This is a genomic window from Xanthomonas sp. CFBP 8152 (genome assembly GCF_014199025.1).
GTDB classification, from domain to species: Bacteria; Pseudomonadota; Gammaproteobacteria; order Xanthomonadales; family Xanthomonadaceae; genus Xanthomonas; species Xanthomonas arboricola_B.
This window is the reverse complement of sequence record NZ_JACHNO010000008.1, coordinates 46760-63279: the sequence shown is the minus strand read 5'-3', so window position 1 is coordinate 63279 and position 16520 is coordinate 46760. Positions and strand designations below refer to the sequence as shown.

Sequence of the window (16520 nt, the reverse complement as noted above, 5' to 3'; positions counted from 1 at the left end):
GCCGCTGCAGGTGCGGATGCGCGGTGTGCCGGCTCCCGCAGAGCGATGTCGCCTGCGACAGCGGAAGCTGACACGGCAGCAGCGCACTCCGTACCACCGGCCACGCGCCGCAGCGGTGTCCTGACGTATCGTCATCGCCAGGCCGCGCGATCACGCCATTTGGCAAGCCGCAGTCCTGCGGCGATAATCCGGCAGCTTGTTTCCGGTGTACTTCCCCCTTACTGGTAACCGATCGACCTATGACCACTATCGCCAAGATCCTCGCCCGCGAAATCCTCGACTCCCGCGGCAATCCCACGCTGGAGGCCGAAGTCACGCTGGACGACGGCTCGTTCGGCCGCGCCGCCGTGCCCTCGGGCGCCTCGACCGGCACCAAGGAAGCGGTGGAACTGCGCGATGGCGACAAGACCCGTTACCTGGGCAAGGGCGTGCTGCACGCGGTGCAGAACGTCAACGGCACCATCGCCGAGACGCTCAAGGGCCTCGACGCAGCCGACCAGCAGGGTCTGGACCGCCGCCTGATCGACCTGGACGGCACCGAGAACAAGGGCCGCCTGGGCGCGAACGCGCTGCTGGGTGTGTCGCTGGCCGCCGCGCATGCCGTGGCCGCCTCGCGCAGGCAGCCGCTGTGGCAGTACCTGTCCACCATCACCGAATCGGACGTGGCACTGCCGGTGCCGATGATGAACATCATCAACGGCGGCGCGCATGCCGACAACAATGTCGACTTCCAGGAGTTCATGGTGTTGCCGGTCGGCTGCAGCTCGTTCTCCGAAGCGCTGCGTGCCGGTACCGAAATCTTCCACGCGCTCAAGTCGGTGCTCAAGGGCCATGGCCTGAGCACGGCAGTGGGCGACGAAGGCGGCTTTGCACCGGACTTCCGCAGCAATGTCGAAGCGCTGGACACCATCCTCGAGGCGATCGGCAAGGCGGGCTACACCGCGGGCGAAGACGTGCTGCTGGGCCTGGACGTGGCCTCCAGCGAGTTCTACGACAACGGCAAGTACAACCTGGTCGGCGAGAACAAGCGCCTGACCAGCGAACAGTTCGTCGACTTCCTGGCCGACTGGGTCGCGCAGTACCCGATCATCAGCATCGAAGACGGCCTGGCCGAGGACGACTGGGCCGGCTGGAAGCTGCTCACCGACCGCGTCGGCAAGAAGGTGCAGCTGGTCGGCGACGATCTGTTCGTCACCAACCCGAAGATCTTCAAGCAGGGCATCGACTCGGGCACCGCCAACGCGATCCTGATCAAGGTCAACCAGATCGGCACGCTGACCGAGACGCTGGAAGCCATCGCGATGGCGCATGCGGCCAACTATGCCTCGATCGTCTCGCACCGCTCGGGCGAAACCGAAGACACCACCATCGCCGACATCGCCGTGGCCACCACCGCCACGCAGATCAAGACCGGCTCGCTGTGCCGCAGCGATCGCGTCGCCAAGTACAACCAGCTGCTGCGCATCGAGCAGGCGCTGGGCTCCGGCGCGCGTTACGCCGGCCGCGACGCGTTCGTTTCGATCAAGCGATAAGCCGTGCGCAACTGGCGCTGGCTACTGCTGGTGCTGGCGGTGCTGCTGGCTTGGCTGCAGTACCGCTTCTGGTTCGGGCCTGGGAACTCCGGCGAAGTCATGATGCTGGAAGCCCAGGTCGCGCATCAGACACAGGACAACGAAGGTCTGCGCCAACGCAACCAGGCGTTGGCAGCAGAGGTGAAGGATTTGAAGGACGGCGAGGCGGCAATCGAAGAGCGCGCGCGCAGCGAGCTGGGCATGATCAAACCGGGCGAGACGTTCTATCGCGTGGTCGAGGATGCACCGCCGCTGCCGCCTGCAGTGGCCACGCCGTCCGCTGCGCCCGTCGAGCCTGACGCTCCGGCGGAACAACCATGACCGGTTCGATCTGGGCGATCGTGCCGGCCGCCGGGCGCGGCACGCGCTTTGGTGGGCAGACCCCCAAGCAATATCTGCCCGCCGCCGGGCAACCGCTGATGGCCTACACGCTGGCGGCGCTTGCCGCGCATCCGGTGGTGGCCGGCATCGTGGTGGCCATCGCCCCCGACGATGCGGATTGGCCAGGCTGGACCTCGGTGCAGGGCAAGCCGGTGCTGACCTGTGTCGGCGGCGGGACACGTGCGGCATCGGTGCTGGCCGGATTGCTGGCCTTGCCCGAGAGCGTGCGTGCCGATGACTTCGTGCTGGTGCACGATGCCGCGCGGCCCAATCTCGCCTTGGCCGATCTGGAGCGCCTGCTGGAAATCGGCCGCGGCGATCCGGTCGGCGCGATCCTGGCTGCGCCGGTGCGCGACACGCTCAAGCGTGCCGGCGACGATGGCGGCATCGATGCCACCGAACCGCGCGAGCGGCTGTGGCGGGCGCTGACTCCGCAACTGTTCCGTCGCCATCAACTGATCCGCGGCCTCACCGAGGCGTCGGCGGCCGGGGTGGACGTGACCGACGAGGCGATGGCGATGGAGCGGCTGGGATTGCGCCCGTTGCTGGTGGAAGGTGCCGAAGACAACTTCAAGGTGACCACGCCAACGGATCTGGCGCGCTTCGAATTCGAACTGGCGCGCCGCGGCGTGGCAGTGGATGCCTTGTCGCCTGCAACCGCTCTGCGCGCCGGGGCGGTCGTTGGCCGCAACGATGCGGTGTCCGCTGGCGCGCACCACGACGCCGACGCTCCCTAATCACCACGGATTCTCCATGTCTTTCAATTTTCGAATCGGTCAGGGCTACGACGTGCACGCGTTCGGTGCGGGCGATCACGTGATGCTGGGCGGCGTGCGCGTCGTGCATAGCCATGGCGTGCTTGCGCACAGCGATGGCGACGTGGTGTTGCATGCGCTGTGCGATGCGATGCTGGGCGCCCTGGCGCTGGGCGATATCGGCCAGCACTTTCCGCCGTCCGATGCGCGCTGGAAGGATGCCGACAGCGCGCAGTTCCTGCAGCATTGCGATCACTTGCTGCGCGAGCGCGGCTGGCGCGTCGGCAATGCCGACGTCACCGTGATCTGCGAGCGTCCCAAGATCGGCCCGCACGCGCTGGCGATGCGCGAACGTATCGCAGGCCTGCTGGCGATCGAACTCGATGCAGTCAGCGTCAAGGCCACCACCAGCGAAAAACTCGGCTTCACTGGCCGCAGCGAGGGCATCGCCGCGCAAGCGGCGGTCTTGCTCGGCAAGATCGCTGGCTGACTGCGGCTGACAAACGCCTGCGCTTACCGTCGGTGGTGCGACGTTGCCGGGCACGGCGATTGTCACGCATACCCTGCAGTGCCGAGCATGCCGTCTACACTGCCGGCCAGGTGTTGCAGCCGCTCCAGATCGCGGTTACCTGCGCCGAGCTCGTCTTGGCGTTGCACCGCGACACCACCGCGCCGAAGCATTCGGCACACAGCGCACGACCTGTCGGCGCGAAGGTAAACCACAGCATGAGCGACACCTTTGTTCTGCCGCGCGCGCATGGCGCTGCGGTCCTCGGCGCGGCGATGCGCAGCACGCCCGAAGATTTTCAGGTCGATGAGCTGCCGGCCTTCGAGCCCACCGGAGAGGGCGAGCACCTGCTGCTCACCATCCGCAAGCGCGGGCAGAACACCGCCTATATCGCCAAGAAACTCGCGCAGTGGGCCGGAATCGCCGAGATGGGCGTCAGCTACGCCGGGCTGAAGGACCGCCATGCGGTGACCACGCAGCGCTTTAGCGTGCATCTGCCCAAGCGCATCGCGCCGGAGCTCGCCACGCTCGACGACGATGAGATGCAGGTCATCGCCAGCACCTGGCACAACCGCAAGCTGCAACGCGGCGCACTGCTGGGCAATCGTTTCGGGTTGACGTTGCGCCAGGTGCAGGGCGAGCGCGCAGCGATCGAACAGCGTCTGCAGGCGATCGCCGCGCGCGGTATCCCCAACTGGTTTGGCGAACAGCGTTTCGGCCGCGATGGCGGCAACGTGGCGTCCGCGCTGGCGATGTTCGGTTATGTGTCCAATGCCGACGGCACCTTGTCAGCGGCGCCGGCATCCAGGCGGCGGCTGCGTAATGATCAACGCTCGATGCTGCTGTCGGCGGCGCGCTCGGCATTGTTCAATCGCGTGCTCACCGCACGCGTGGAGCAGGGCAGCTGGGATACCGCGCTGGATGGCGAGGCGTGGATGCTGGATGGCTCACGCAGCGTGTTCGGCCCGGAGTCGTTCAACGATGTACTGGCGGAGCGCCTGGCGCGCTTCGATATCCATCCCAGCGGGCCGTTGTGGGGCGCAGGCGAGCTGCGTTCGACCGACCAAGCTGCGGCGGTGGAGCAGGGCGCATTGTCCGATCCGCAATCGGAAGCGCTGCGTCAAGGGCTGGAAGCTGCGGGCTTGAAGCAGGAGCGCCGTGCACTGCGCTTGCGTCCGCAGCAGCTGGAGTATCGCTGGCGGGATGCCGAAAGCCTGCAGATCGAATTCGCACTGCCGCCGGGCTGCTACGCCACCGCGGTGCTGTGGGAGCTCGGCGAGGTCAGCGACGCCGGCCGTCTCAACGCCAACACGCGTCCCGACGCCTAGCCTGTTCGGCTGTCGTTGGCCACCCGGCACACACGTCACCGCCGTAGGAGCGGACCTGGCCGCGACAGGCCTGCCCATTGACGCATCCTTTGCGCAAGCGCATGCCTACATCGGCGACCCATTGCCCAATCGGCCCTAACGCCGCGCCAGCAACACCAGCAACGCCCCGGTGCCACCTTGCGTGGCCGGCGCCGAATGGAACGCCAGCACGTCGTTGCGCTGACGCAGCAGACGATCCATCAGGTTTTTCAACACTGGCGCGCCAGTGTCGGACTGCAGCCCCTTGCCGTGGATGATGCGCACGCAGCCATGTTCGTGTGCATGTGCTTCGATCAGAAACTGCCGCAGCAGGGATTCGGCCTGCGCGGCGGTGGCGCCATGCAGGTCCAGTTCGTCCTGGATCGAAAACTGACCACGCTTGAGCCGTTGAAACAATCGGGTGGGAAGATTCTCGCGTCGGTAGCTGGCGGTATCGCCTGCCTCCAACGGGGCGCTGTCGCGCAGCAAACGCGCGAATTCGGTATGCGCTTGCGCCTCGTCGTGCTCGGCCATGCGCGCGCGCGGCTTGGGGCGCGGCTTGGCATTGGCCGGTGGGGCGACTTCACGAATCGGCTTGACCGCGCCGATCGCTGCGCGGAACAGCGCGCCGTCGTCTTCGTCTTCGGGATGGGACATGCTCACAGCGTAACGTGCCCAACCTCAGGTGCAAGCGAAGATCAAGCGCGAAGGGCGCGGACGCATCCGGTATCATGGCCCGGTTTTCCGAGGAGTCCCATGCGCGTACTGGTTAGCAACGACGACGGTGTCGACGCCCCCGGCATCCAGATTTTGGCCGAGGCGCTGCGCCATGCCGGTCATGAAGTGATGGTGGTCGCGCCCGACCGCGACCGCTCCGGCGCCAGCAATTCGCTGACGCTGGATGTGCCGATCCGCACCCGCCGCATCGACGCGCAGACCTGCGCAGTGGCCGGCACGCCGACCGACTGCGTGCATCTGGCGCTGACCGGCATGCTCGATTACGACCCGGATATCGTGGTCTCCGGCATCAACAACTCGGCCAATCTCGGCGACGACGTGATCTATTCGGGCACCGTGTCCGCCGCGATGGAAGGCCGTTTCCTCGGCCTGCCGGCGGTGGCGGTCTCGCTGGTGACGCACAATCACCAGGCGCATCACTACGAGACCGCCGCGCGCGCCGCGGTGGAGATCGTGGCGCGGCTGAAGGCCGATCCGCTGCCGGCCGACACCATCCTCAACGTCAACGTGCCGGACCTGGCCTGGTCGGATGTGCTTGGTTTCGAGGTCACCCGGCTGGGCAACCGCCACCGTTCCGAGCCCTGCGTGCCGCAGCGCGACCCGCGCGGCCGCACCGTGTACTGGATCGGCCCGGCCGGGCCGGAGCAGGACGCCGGCGCCGGCACCGACTTCCATGCCGTGCGCACCGGGCATATCTCGATCACCCCCATCCATGTCGATCTGACCCGCTATCAGGCGTTGGAGACGGTGGCCGGCTGGGTGGGCGGCTTGACCGCCGCGCTGGATACGCCGGCATGACGCCGAGGCTGCGTCTGCAACCGGAATCGGTCGGGATCGGCATGACCTCCCAGCGCGTGCGCGACCGGCTGGTCGAGCGCCTGCGCGAGGCCGGCATCCAGGACGAGGCCACGCTCAACGCGATGCGTACCGTGCCGCGCCATCTGTTCATCGACGAAGCGCTGGCCTCGCGCGCTTACGAAGACACGGCCCTGCCGATCGGCCACGGCCAGACCATTTCGCAGCCCTGGGTGGTCGCGCGCATGACCGAGGCGGTGCTGCAGGTCGGCCCGACCAAGGTGCTCGAAGTGGGCACCGGTTCCGGCTACCAGGGGGCCATCCTGGCCGCGCTGGGGCTGGAGGTGTACACGGTCGAGCGCATCGGCGATCTGCTGCGGCAGGCGCGCAAGCGCTTCCGGCACCTGGGCATGAACGTGCGCAGCAAGCACGACGATGGCCGCATCGGCTGGCCCGAACACGGCCCCTACGATGCCATTGTGGTCACCGCCGCCGCGCCGGCGCTGGTCGATGCGCTGGTCGACCAACTGGCGGTCGGCGGGCGGCTGGTCGCACCGGTCGGTGGTGCCTCGTCGCAGTCGCTGGTGCAACTCACGCGCAATGCCGACGGCGCGATCGAACAGCAGGTTCTGGCGCCGGTCACGTTCGTCCCGCTGTTGTCGGGCATGCTGGATTGAATCCATGAGAGTTTCTCGATGAAGATCTTCGGGCCGTTGTACGACGTGGCCATCCGTTGGTCGCGTCATCGCCGCGCTCCGGCGCTGCTGACCGGCCTCAGTTTCGTGGAGGGTTTCATCTTTCCGGTGCCGCCGGAGGTGATGCTGGCGCCGATGTCGCTGGCCGAACCCAGGCGCGCCTTGTGGTTCGCCACCTTGAGCCTGATCGGCTCGGTCTGCGGTGCGCTGGTCGGCTATCTGCTGGGCCATTTCGCCTTCGCCGCATTGCAGCCGCTGATCGAATGGCTGGGCTGGAGTGCGAAGATCCAGACGCAGATCGAGACGCTGCGCACGCTGGTCGCCGATTCGCCGTGGAAGGCCTTCTGGGCGCTGGTGCTGGTGGGCTTTACCCCGATTCCGTTGAAGATCTTTACCTGGGCCTCGGGCGTGGTCGGCGTGCCGATCCTGCCTTTCATCGCCAGCATGTTGGTCGGGCGCGGCAAGCGCGTGTATCTGGTGGCCGGCGCGATCCGGTTGGGTGGGGCGCGTGCCGAGGCCGCGTTGCATCGCTGGATCGAGCCGCTGGGCTGGGTGGCCATGGCCGTCTTGGCGGTGGGAGCGGGGTGGCTGGTGTGGAAGACAACCAACGGATGAGCAAGTTGCAGATGAATTCGGTATGTAAGACATCAGTCCTGCTCGCACTTGCCGTCGGGCTGGGCGCCTGCAGCAGCGCCACGGTGACGCGTTCGCCTGGAGCCGGCGGCGGTTCGTCGTCCGCGCGTCCGTCCGCAGCACCGCGTCCGTCGGTGCCGCGCCCGGGTGCGAGCGTCACCGTCCAACGCGGCGACACGCTGTACGCCATCTCGCGCCGCACCAACATCACCGCGCCGGATCTGGCAGCCTGGAATGGCCTGTCCTCACCGAACACTATCTATCCCGGCCAGACCCTCAAGCTCTACCCGCCCGGAGCCAGCAGACAGGGCGGCAGCACCTCTACCGCCGGTACGGTGGTTCCGCCGCGTCCGAGCGCTCCGATCGCAGCACCGGTCAGCAGCGGATTTCCGTGGCGCTGGCCGGCCGATGGCGTGGTGGTCGGCACCTTCGTCACCGGCGAGACCACCAAACAGGGCGTGGACATCGCCGGCGCCAGCGGGCAGGCGGTGCGTGCCGCGGCCGATGGCGTGGTGGTGTACTCCGGCGCCGGCCTGGTCGGCTACGGCGAACTGATCATCATCAAGCACAACGACCAGTGGCTGTCCGCCTACGGGCACAATCGCAAGCGTCTGCTCAACGAAGGCCAGAGCGTCAAGGCCGGTCAGCAGATCGCCGAAATGGGCCGCAGCGGCGCTGCCCGCGACATGTTGCACTTCGAGATTCGCTACAACGGCAAGCCGGTGGATCCGCTGTTGTATCTACCTAAAAAATGAATAGGGAATAGGGAATAGGGAATCGCAACAGCCTTGGCCTGGAGCTTTATCGGTGGGCCGCGTGCGATGCCCGGCAAAGGCGCGGCATCTTAGTCTTTGTCAAATTATTGTTTGACAGAAAAACTTTAGCTCGGCCTGCTTTTCCGATTCCCGATTCCCGATTCCCGATTCCCGATTCCCGATTCCCGATTCCCGATTCCCGATTCCCGATTCCCTAATCCCGGCCTTCCAGAATCATCGCCAACGCCACCCGGCGGCCTTCGCTGGCCAGCACGTTGTAGGTGCGCGCCGCGGCCGCGTTGGTCATCGCTTCCAGGCCGATGCCGCGGGTCAGGCAGGCTGCCAGTACGTCCGTCTTCGGAAACTGCTGCCGCTCGCCGGTACCGAGCAGGATCACCGCCGGGGCAAGCGCCAGCACCGCGTCCATGTGCGCGACCTGGAGTTGCTCCAGAGCGGAGACCGGCCAGCCTTCCACCAGCTCGTCGGGCATCAGGATGAAACTGCGTTGCAGAATCTGGTCGTTCACCTTGGCATGGCGGCCATCGGCCGCGCGCAGCGCATAGGCGTAATCGGGGTGTTCCTGGCTTAAAGGCATGTCGAACCTGTCGGGTCAGCCGCGCGGCAGCACGATCTGGCGCTTTTCCTTGCTGGGGCGGTACAGGATGGCGACGTGGCCGATCCGCTGCACCAGCGCGCTGCCGGTCTGCTCGGTCAGTTGGGCGATCATGGCGTCACGGGCCTGGCGATCCTCCGATGTCACCTTCACCTTGATCAGTTCGTGGCGCTCGAGCACGTCCTCGAGTTCGGCCAGAAATGCCGGCGTGACCCCTTTTCCGCCGGTCTGCAGCAGTGCCTTGAGATCGTGGGCCTGGCCGCGCAGGAAACGGTTCTGGGCGGAGGTGAGAACAATGGACATGCAGGATCAAAAGGCAGCAAAGGGTGTTCAGGGTATCATGGCGACCCGTACAGACCCCTTTGCCGATGCCTTCCCGTAGTAAAAGCAGCCAGCGCTGGCTCAAGGAACACTTCGCCGATCCGTTCGTCAAGAAGGCGCAGGCCGAAGGCATGCGTTCGCGCGCGGCCTACAAACTGGAAGAACTGCTCCAGCGCGACCGTCTGCTCAAGCCGGGCATGGTGGTGGTCGACCTGGGCGCCGCACCAGGCGGCTGGTCGCAGCAAGTACGCAAGTCCATGGGCGACAGCGGCCGGGTCGTGGCGCTGGATATCCTGGAGATGCCGCCGCTTGCCGGCGTGGAGTTCCTTCACGGCGACTTCAGGGAGCAAACCGTCCTATCGGATTTCGAGGCGATGCTGGGCGATGTGCCGGTGGACCTTGTGCTGTCCGATATGGCCCCCAATAAGAGTGGCATGGATGCGGTCGACCAACCGCGGATGATGCACCTTGCGGAACTGGCGATGGAATTTGCCGACGCCCACCTCAAACCGGGCGGGGCGTTCCTGATCAAGCTGTTCCAGGGTGTCGGGTCCGACGACTACATTCGTGAGCTTCGCCGCCGCTATGACAAGGTGACGATTCGCAAACCGGCGGCCTCGCGCAAGCGCTCCCCGGAAGTTTATGCGCTCGGTCAGGGCAAGCGTGTCCAGATCAAGTAAGCTGCCAATGACCACCGTGTTTCAAGAATTGAAGAGTAGAGGGCACCGGAGCCAATGAGGATGAACGACTTGACCAAAAATCTGCTGCTGTGGGTGGTCGTCGCGGTTGTGCTGATGGTCGTCTTCCAGAGCTTCTCGCCGCGGATGGCGGGCGGTGTCGGCCCCGACTCGATTACCTACACCCAGTTCCTGAAGGAAGTGGACTCCGGACGCGTCAAATTGGTGGACTACACCGACGAGACCAACCTGGCGGTCAACGCGATCCGCTTCAAGCGCACCGACGGCAGCGAAGCCACCGTCTACGGCCCGCGCGACGACAAGCTGGTCGACGTGTTGTATAGCAAGAACATCGAGATGACCCGCCAGAAGCCCTCCACCGGGCCCGGCTTCTGGTCGTTGGTGCTCAACTTTCTGCCGGTCATCCTGATCATCGGCTTCTGGCTGTTCATCATGCGCCAGATGCAGGGCGGTGGCGGTGGCGCCAAGGGCGCGATGAGCTTCGGCAAGTCGCGCGCCAAGCTGCAGGGCGAGGATCAGGTCAAGATTACGTTTGCCGACGTTGCCGGTTGTGACGAGGCCAAGGAAGAGGTTGGCGAGCTGGTCGACTTCCTGCGCGACCCGACCAAGTTCACCAAGCTGGGCGGCAAGATTCCGCGCGGCGTGCTGATGGTCGGACCGCCCGGTACCGGCAAGACGCTGCTCGCCAAGGCGATCGCCGGCGAAGCCAAGGTGCCGTTCTTCAGCATCTCCGGCTCGGACTTCGTGGAAATGTTCGTCGGCGTGGGTGCCAGCCGTGTGCGCGACATGTTCGAGCAGGCCAAGAAGCATGCACCGTGCATCATCTTCATCGACGAAATCGATGCAGTGGGTCGTCATCGCGGCGCCGGGCTCGGCGGCGGGCATGACGAGCGCGAGCAGACCCTGAACCAGTTGCTGGTCGAAATGGACGGTTTCGAAGGCGGTGAAGGCGTGATCGTGATCGCTGCGACCAACCGCCCCGACGTGCTGGATCCGGCGTTGCTGCGTCCGGGTCGTTTTGATCGCCAGGTCGTGGTCGGCCTGCCGGACGTCAAGGGCCGCGAGCAGATCCTGCGCGTGCATATGCGCAAGCTGCCGTTGGCCGACGACGTGGTGCCGATGGTCATCGCACGCGGCACCCCGGGCTTCTCCGGTGCCGACCTGGCCAACCTGTGTAACGAGGCGGCGTTGTTTGCCGCACGCGGCAGCGAGAAGGAAGTCCGCATGGACCACTTCGATCGTGCCCGCGACAAGATCCTGATGGGTGCCGAGCGCCGCTCGATGGCCATGAGCGAGGACGAGAAGACGCTCACCGCGTATCACGAGGCAGGCCACGCCATTGTCGGTCGCCTGGTGCCCGAGCACGACCCGGTCTACAAGGTCACGATCATTCCGCGCGGTCGCGCCCTGGGCGTGACGATGTATCTGCCGGAAGGCGATCGGTACTCGATGAATCGGGTGGCAATCGAATCTCAGCTCTGCTCGCTGTACGGCGGCCGCGTGGCGGAAGAGCTGATCTTCGGCGGCGACAAGGTCACCACCGGCGCGTCCAACGACATCGAGCGTGCGACCAAGATGGCGCGCAACATGGTCACCAAGTGGGGCCTGTCCGACGAGCTGGGCCCGGTGGCCTACGGCGAGGAGGAAGACGAGGTGTTCCTGGGGCGTTCGGTGACACAGCACAAGAACGTCTCCGACGAGACCGCGCGCATGATCGACGAAGTGGTGCGTTCGATCCTGGACAAGGCCTATAGCAAGACCAAGGCCATCCTCACCGAGAACCTGGACAAGCTGCATGCGATGTCGCAGCTGCTGCTGCAGTACGAGACCATCGACGTGCCGCAGATCGATGCCATCATGGAAGGCCGCGAGCCGCCGCCGCCGGCGGGTTGGGGCAAGTCCGACAAGGACGGCGGCAACAACAACGACAAGGGCAGCCCGCGTCCGTTGCCGCCGATTGCCGGGCCGGCCGAGCAGCTGTAACGCCGCGCATCGCCCAGCTGCAGACGCATTCATCAAGGCCGGGAAGCGATTCCCGGCCTTGATGCGTTGTAGGGCCGCATCGCCCGGTCAGCGCTTATCGCAACCATCCAAGGAGACACCACTGATGTTCGACACCGCCCTCAAGCTGGATTGCGCCGGTCGCGTGCTGCGACTGGACGCGCCGCAGGTGATGGGGATCGTCAATGTCACGCCGGATTCGTTTTCCGACGGCGGCCAGCACGCCAGCTGCGAGGCCGCCATCGCGCATGGCCTGGGTCTGGTCGAGCAGGGCGCTGCGGTGCTGGATATCGGTGGTGAATCCACCCGTCCCGGCGCCACGCCGGTGTCGCTGGAGGAAGAACTGCAGCGCGTGATCCCGGTGATCCAGGCATTGGCGCAGCAGACCACTGTGCCGATCAGTGTGGACACCTTCAAGCCGGAAGTGATGCGCGCGGCGGTCGCGGCCGGCGCCGGCATGATCAACGACGTGCATGCGCTGCGCTCGCCGGGTGCGCTGGATGCTGCGGCCGAATTGCGGGTGCCGGTGGTGTTGATGCATGCACGCAGCGCGCCGCATGCGATGCAGGACGCGCCGCACTACGACGACGTGGTGGCCGAGGTGCATCGCTTCCTCGCCGAGCGCATCTTCGCTGCCGAAATGGCCGGGATCGACAAGCGCCGGTTGATCCTCGACCCGGGTTTCGGCTTCGACAAGACCACTACGCACAATCTGACCGTGCTGGCGCAGTTGCAGCGGCTGCAGGAGTTCGGCCTTCCGATCCTGGCGGGGCTGTCGCGCAAGCGCAGCATCGGTGAGCTGACCGGGCGCCAGGTCGCCGCAGAGCGCGTGTACGGCTCGGTCGCCGCGCATCTGCTCGCCGCCCAGCACGGCGCGATGTTGCTGCGCGCGCACGATGTGGCCGCCACCGTGGATGCCCTGAAGGTGTGGAACGCGATGGCGGCGATTCCGCTGCCGCGCGTGAACGCGCCTGCGGCACCGAGCATTCGCTGGCCGGACGAGGACTGATGCCGGCCGACCGCCGCCCGCTGGCGATCGCACTGATGGGGCCGACCGCCAGCGGCAAGACCGCGCTGGCGCTGGACGCCGCGCAGCGCTGGAACGGCGAGATCGTCAGCGTCGATTCGGCACTGGTATACCGCGGCTTGGACATCGGTGCGGCCAAGCCGGATGCCGCGATGCGCGCGGCGGTGCCACACCACCTGATCGATCTGCGCGATCCCTGGCAGATCTACTCGGCGGCGGAATTCGCCAGCGATGCGCGGCAGGCGATCGAGCAGATCGTGGCGCGCGGCAAGCTGCCGATTCTGGCCGGCGGCACCGGGCTGTACTTCCGCGCCTTGCTGGAGGGGCTGTCGCAGTTGCCCGAGGCCGACCCGGCGGTGCGCTCGGCAATCGCAGCCGAAGCCGGGCGGCTTGGCTGGGCCCGGATGCACGCACAACTGGCCGACGTCGACCCGGTCGCGGCTGCGCGGATCCATACCACCGATCCGCAACGGATCCAGCGCGCGCTGGAGGTCTACCGGATCAGCGGCCGGCCGATCAGCTACTGGCAGGCGCGACCGCCGGGCCCGCGCTTGCCGGTGCGGGTACTGAAGGTGGTGCTGGCGCCGCGCGAGCGCGCGGTGCTGCATGCACGCATCGAACAGCGCCTGGACACGATGCTGGCTCAGGATTTCCTGGCCGAAGTGGAACGCCTGCGGGCCCTGCCGCGCTTGCGTGCGGTCGCTGCGCCGCTGGATCTGCCAGCGGTGCGCGCCGTTGGGTATCGCCAGGCCTGGGAGTATCTGGATGGGGCCGGCAGCCTGGCCGACTTCCGCGACAGGGCGGTGCAGGCCACCCGTCAGCTGGCCAAGCGCCAGCTCACCTGGCTACGTGGCGAGCTCGACGCGCGCTGGTTCGACCCGGAGCGTGACCGCCATCGATTGGAAAGCGCACTTGTCGACTTCCTCGGCCAACGTCCCACTGTGCGGCAGGCTTCAGGCGTGTAACATCCCGTTTCCGGGGCCAGCTGGGGATGGCGGGTATCGACCGGGACTATAAGAACAATAATGAAGAGGAGTTTTCGATGGCTAAGGGGCAATCTTTACAGGACCCATTCCTCAATGCGCTGCGGCGCGAGCGGGTGCCGGTCTCTGTGTATCTGGTCAACGGCATCAAGCTGCAGGGCACGATCGAGTCGTTCGACCAGTTCGTGGTCCTGCTGCGCAACACCGTGAGTCAGATGGTCTACAAGCACGCCATCTCCACGGTCGTGCCGGCGCGCAATGTGCGCGTGGGACCGGGTGGTGGGTATGTGCAATCCAATGAAGGCAACCAGGCGGAAGATGACGACGTCGAGCAGTAATGGAGTAGTGCGTGTTTGATCGCTCCCGCAAGGGTGAACACGCGTTGTTGATTCAGACCCATTCCGGTGGGCCTGCCGAAGAGGATGTGCTGGAGGAGTTCGCCGACCTTGCCAAGTCGGCGGGCGCCACGGTGGCGGCCACGCTCACCGCACGCATCGACAAACCGAATCCGTCGACCTTGATCGGCAGCGGCAAGCTGGAAGAGATCAAGGCCGCCGCCGAGGCCACCGGCGCGGATCTGGTGCTGGTCAACCACACCTTGTCGCCCGGTCAGGAGCGCAATCTGGAGCGCTATCTGGAGCGGCGCGTGATCGACCGCACCGGCTTGATCCTGGACATCTTCGCGCAACGGGCACGCAGCCACGAGGGCAAGCTGCAGGTGGAGCTGGCGCAGTTGCGGCATATGGCCACCCGCCTGGTACGCGGCTGGACCCACCTGGAGCGTCAGCGCGGTGGTTCGATCGGCCTGCGCGGCCCTGGCGAAACCCAGCTGGAAACCGACCGCCGCCTGCTCCAGAAGCGGGTGGAGCAGTTGCAGCAGCGGCTGGAAAAGGTCGAGGTGCAGCGCACCCAGATGCGACGTGCGCGCATGCGCAGCGAGCTGCCGCGGATTGCGTTGGTCGGTTATACCAACGCCGGCAAATCCACGCTGTTCAACGCCTTGACCGGTGCGGAGGCCTACGTGGCCGACCAGTTGTTCGCCACGCTCGATCCCACCGTGCGCCGCATCGCGTTGCCCGGTGGCAGTGCGATCCTGGCCGATACGGTCGGCTTCGTGCGCGATCTGCCGCACCAGCTGGTCGCCGCATTCCGTTCGACCTTGTCCGAGGCGCGCGACGCCGATCTGTTGTTGCATATCGTCGATGCGGCCGACCCGCTGCGCGAGGAACGCATCCAGCAGGTCGATGAGGTGTTGCACGCGGTGGGCGCAGGTGATTTGCCGCAACTGCTGGTGTTCAACAAGATCGACAAGATCGAAGGCGCGCAGGTGCGTCACGATGCGCAGGACGGCATTCCCGACCAGGCGCGGCGCGAACGCGTGTGGGTTTCTGCGCGCGACGGGCGCGGGCTGCAGGAGTTGCAGCACGCGCTCGGGCAGCGACTGGATCTGCGTCATGTGACCGGGCAATTGCGGTTGCCGCCGTCCGCCGGCCGTCTGCGCTCCAAGTTGCATCAACTGGAGGTGGTGCGCGGCGAACAGTCAGACGAGGACGGCTGGTTGCTGGATGTGGACCTGCCGATGGTCGAGGCCGAGCGCCTGGCTGCCGGCAACGACGGTGCGCCACTGCGCGCGATGCTGCCCGATCGTCGAGAAGACTGGGAGTCGTGATCGCTACACGGTCGGCTTGCGCCGGCCGTGCGGATCGCCGTTGTCAGGGTGCAGGCGGCGGCGATCGTGCGTCGGTCTCGGTCCTGGCATCCCGTTTGTTTGCGCGACCGGATGGGTGTCTGTGCAGGCATAAGAATGTCGGCCATCGCCGCCGACACCGTTGCGATCCGGCCGCCAGCGCTACCGATGCCTGCTGCCATTGGCTGCATACCGCCACTGAACCCCGGCCCCGTCTGCGCTGGCGCGGGATGGGCGCCAGCGCAGACAGGCGCGGCAAATTCGGCTAAAACGTCGGTTGTTTCTTCATTCGTCGTGCCCATGTCCATGTCCGCCGATTCCGAACTGCAGCAGCTGGCCGAACACCTTGGTCAGCAACTGCTTGCCGCGCGTGAGCGCCTGGTCACTGCCGAGAGCTGTACCGGTGGCTGGATCGCCAAGGCGGTCACCGATGTAGCGGGATCCTCGCACTGGTTCGATTGCGGCATGGCCGCTTACAGCTACGAGGCCAAGCAGGCCTTGCTGGGTGTGCGGCCGCACACGCTGGAAGTGCATGGTGCGGTCAGTCGCGAAACGGTGATCGAAATGGTGTCCGGCGCGCTGGTCAACTCCGGTGCGAGCATCGCGGTGGCGGTGACCGGCATCGCCGGGCCGGGTGGCGGCAGTGAGGACAAGCCGGTCGGCACGGTATGGATCGGCTGGAAGCGGCGTGGCGGCTATGCCACTGCGCAGTTGTTCCACTTCGCTGGCGATCGCGATGCAGTGCGTCGTCAGACCGTGGTCGCCGCGCTGCGGGGCCTGAGCGCATTGCTCTAGTCCCGGTGCGGAAGAAGGCGCGCGCACGCCATGCTGCGAAGCGCGTGACTCTGGCTGCGGCGATTCTATTGGACAGTCAGCGATTGCGCATTTGGTACGTGGCTGCAATGCAGCCTTGATGGCAGTGCGTTCGTTGTGCGCTCCGCAGGTTCTGCCAGCAGTGTTTCCAGCCTCGATCATCGGCACCAAGATCCATGCGTCAGCGCAACCTCGGCTAA

At 66.1% G+C, this 16520-nt stretch carries 19 protein-coding genes; 16 read left to right on the top strand and 3 right to left on the bottom strand.

From position 1 onward, the window contains the following. The first annotated feature begins 239 nt into the window (after nt 1-239). From eno to truD, 5 genes are all read left to right on the top strand, one after another. Nucleotides 240-1532 (top strand): phosphopyruvate hydratase, encoded by a 1293-nt coding sequence (eno, locus tag FHT09_RS19325; RefSeq protein ID WP_104606713.1) that lies wholly within the window; start codon nt 240-242, stop codon nt 1530-1532. Nucleotides 1533-1535: 3 nt separating this feature from the next. Then, entirely contained in the window at nt 1536-1892 is a 357-nt protein-coding gene (gene ftsB, locus FHT09_RS19320) for a cell division protein FtsB (RefSeq protein ID WP_024939567.1), read from the top strand. After that, a complete protein-coding gene (ispD, locus tag FHT09_RS19315) occupies nt 1889-2689 on the top strand; it encodes a 2-C-methyl-D-erythritol 4-phosphate cytidylyltransferase (RefSeq protein ID WP_104606714.1) in 801 nt (266 codons plus the stop codon). The genes ftsB and ispD overlap by 4 nt, the downstream gene beginning before the upstream one ends. A gap of 16 nt (nt 2690-2705) precedes the next feature. Continuing rightward, a complete protein-coding gene (gene ispF, locus FHT09_RS19310) occupies nt 2706-3197 on the top strand; it encodes a 2-C-methyl-D-erythritol 2,4-cyclodiphosphate synthase (protein ID WP_104537821.1) in 492 nt (163 codons plus the stop codon). Nucleotides 3198-3433: 236 nt separating this feature from the next. Continuing rightward, the gene (truD, locus tag FHT09_RS19305; protein WP_104606715.1) at nt 3434-4543 is read left to right on the top strand and encodes a tRNA pseudouridine(13) synthase TruD; all 1110 of its coding nucleotides are present in this window, start codon (nt 3434-3436) and stop codon (nt 4541-4543) included. A 135-nt stretch (nt 4544-4678) separates the two neighbouring features. Here the strand turns inward: truD and FHT09_RS19300 are convergent, their stop codons facing one another. Continuing rightward, nucleotides 4679-5218 (bottom strand): Smr/MutS family protein, encoded by a 540-nt coding sequence (locus FHT09_RS19300; RefSeq protein WP_166775803.1) that lies wholly within the window; start codon nt 5216-5218, stop codon nt 4679-4681. 99 nt (nt 5219-5317) lie between these two features. On the opposite strand from FHT09_RS19300, the gene surE reads away from it, so the two are divergent. From surE to FHT09_RS19280, 4 genes are read left to right on the top strand one after another with little or no spacing between them, the layout of a single operon-like run. Beyond that, entirely contained in the window at nt 5318-6097 is a 780-nt protein-coding gene (gene surE / locus FHT09_RS19295; RefSeq protein WP_104606717.1) for a 5'/3'-nucleotidase SurE, read from the top strand. Further along, complete coding sequence (locus FHT09_RS19290) at nt 6094-6771, top strand: protein-L-isoaspartate(D-aspartate) O-methyltransferase (RefSeq protein WP_104606718.1); 678 nt, start codon at nt 6094-6096, stop codon at nt 6769-6771. The genes surE and FHT09_RS19290 overlap by 4 nt, the downstream gene beginning before the upstream one ends. Nucleotides 6772-6789: 18 nt before the next feature. Further along, nucleotides 6790-7404, top strand: a complete 615-nt coding sequence (locus FHT09_RS19285; protein WP_104606719.1) for a YqaA family protein — start codon at nt 6790-6792, stop codon at nt 7402-7404. Next, the gene (locus tag FHT09_RS19280; RefSeq protein ID WP_181141372.1) at nt 7401-8177 is read left to right on the top strand and encodes a peptidoglycan DD-metalloendopeptidase family protein; all 777 of its coding nucleotides are present in this window, start codon (nt 7401-7403) and stop codon (nt 8175-8177) included. The genes FHT09_RS19285 and FHT09_RS19280 overlap by 4 nt, the downstream gene beginning before the upstream one ends. Nucleotides 8178-8391: 214 nt before the next feature. Here FHT09_RS19280 and FHT09_RS19275 read toward each other — a convergent pair whose 3' ends face one another. Both FHT09_RS19275 and yhbY read right to left on the bottom strand, forming a co-directional pair. Beyond that, nucleotides 8392-8772, bottom strand: a complete 381-nt coding sequence (locus FHT09_RS19275) for an Mth938-like domain-containing protein (RefSeq protein WP_104606721.1) — start codon at nt 8770-8772, stop codon at nt 8392-8394. Nucleotides 8773-8787: 15 nt separating this feature from the next. After that, nucleotides 8788-9093 (bottom strand): ribosome assembly RNA-binding protein YhbY, encoded by a 306-nt coding sequence (gene yhbY, locus FHT09_RS19270; RefSeq protein WP_104537813.1) that lies wholly within the window; start codon nt 9091-9093, stop codon nt 8788-8790. 65 nt (nt 9094-9158) lie between these two features. On the opposite strand from yhbY, the gene rlmE reads away from it, so the two are divergent. The 7 genes from rlmE (at nt 9159) to FHT09_RS19235 (ending at nt 16302) form a co-directional block, all read left to right on the top strand. Next, nucleotides 9159-9791: a 23S rRNA (uridine(2552)-2'-O)-methyltransferase RlmE gene (gene rlmE, locus FHT09_RS19265; protein WP_047128569.1), complete on the top strand. Its 633-nt coding sequence runs from the start codon at nt 9159-9161 to the stop codon at nt 9789-9791. A gap of 60 nt (nt 9792-9851) precedes the next feature. Then, nucleotides 9852-11792: an ATP-dependent zinc metalloprotease FtsH gene (gene ftsH, locus FHT09_RS19260; RefSeq protein WP_181141373.1), complete on the top strand. Its 1941-nt coding sequence runs from the start codon at nt 9852-9854 to the stop codon at nt 11790-11792. A 124-nt stretch (nt 11793-11916) separates the two neighbouring features. Continuing rightward, nucleotides 11917-12819: a dihydropteroate synthase gene (gene folP / locus FHT09_RS19255; protein ID WP_104606723.1), complete on the top strand. Its 903-nt coding sequence runs from the start codon at nt 11917-11919 to the stop codon at nt 12817-12819. After that, the gene (gene miaA, locus FHT09_RS19250; protein ID WP_104606753.1) at nt 12819-13802 is read left to right on the top strand and encodes a tRNA (adenosine(37)-N6)-dimethylallyltransferase MiaA; all 984 of its coding nucleotides are present in this window, start codon (nt 12819-12821) and stop codon (nt 13800-13802) included. Before folP ends, miaA begins: the two co-directional genes overlap by 1 nt. A gap of 77 nt (nt 13803-13879) precedes the next feature. After that, the gene (hfq, locus tag FHT09_RS19245; RefSeq protein WP_005915027.1) at nt 13880-14158 is read left to right on the top strand and encodes an RNA chaperone Hfq; all 279 of its coding nucleotides are present in this window, start codon (nt 13880-13882) and stop codon (nt 14156-14158) included. Nucleotides 14159-14169: 11 nt separating this feature from the next. Then, nucleotides 14170-15489 carry a ribosome rescue GTPase HflX gene (hflX, locus tag FHT09_RS19240; RefSeq protein ID WP_104606724.1) on the top strand — a complete coding sequence of 440 codons (1320 nt, stop codon included), beginning with the start codon at nt 14170-14172 and terminating at the stop codon, nt 15487-15489. 318 nt (nt 15490-15807) lie between these two features. Next, nucleotides 15808-16302: a CinA family protein gene (locus FHT09_RS19235; protein ID WP_164740302.1), complete on the top strand. Its 495-nt coding sequence runs from the start codon at nt 15808-15810 to the stop codon at nt 16300-16302. Nucleotides 16303-16520 lie beyond the last annotated feature (218 nt).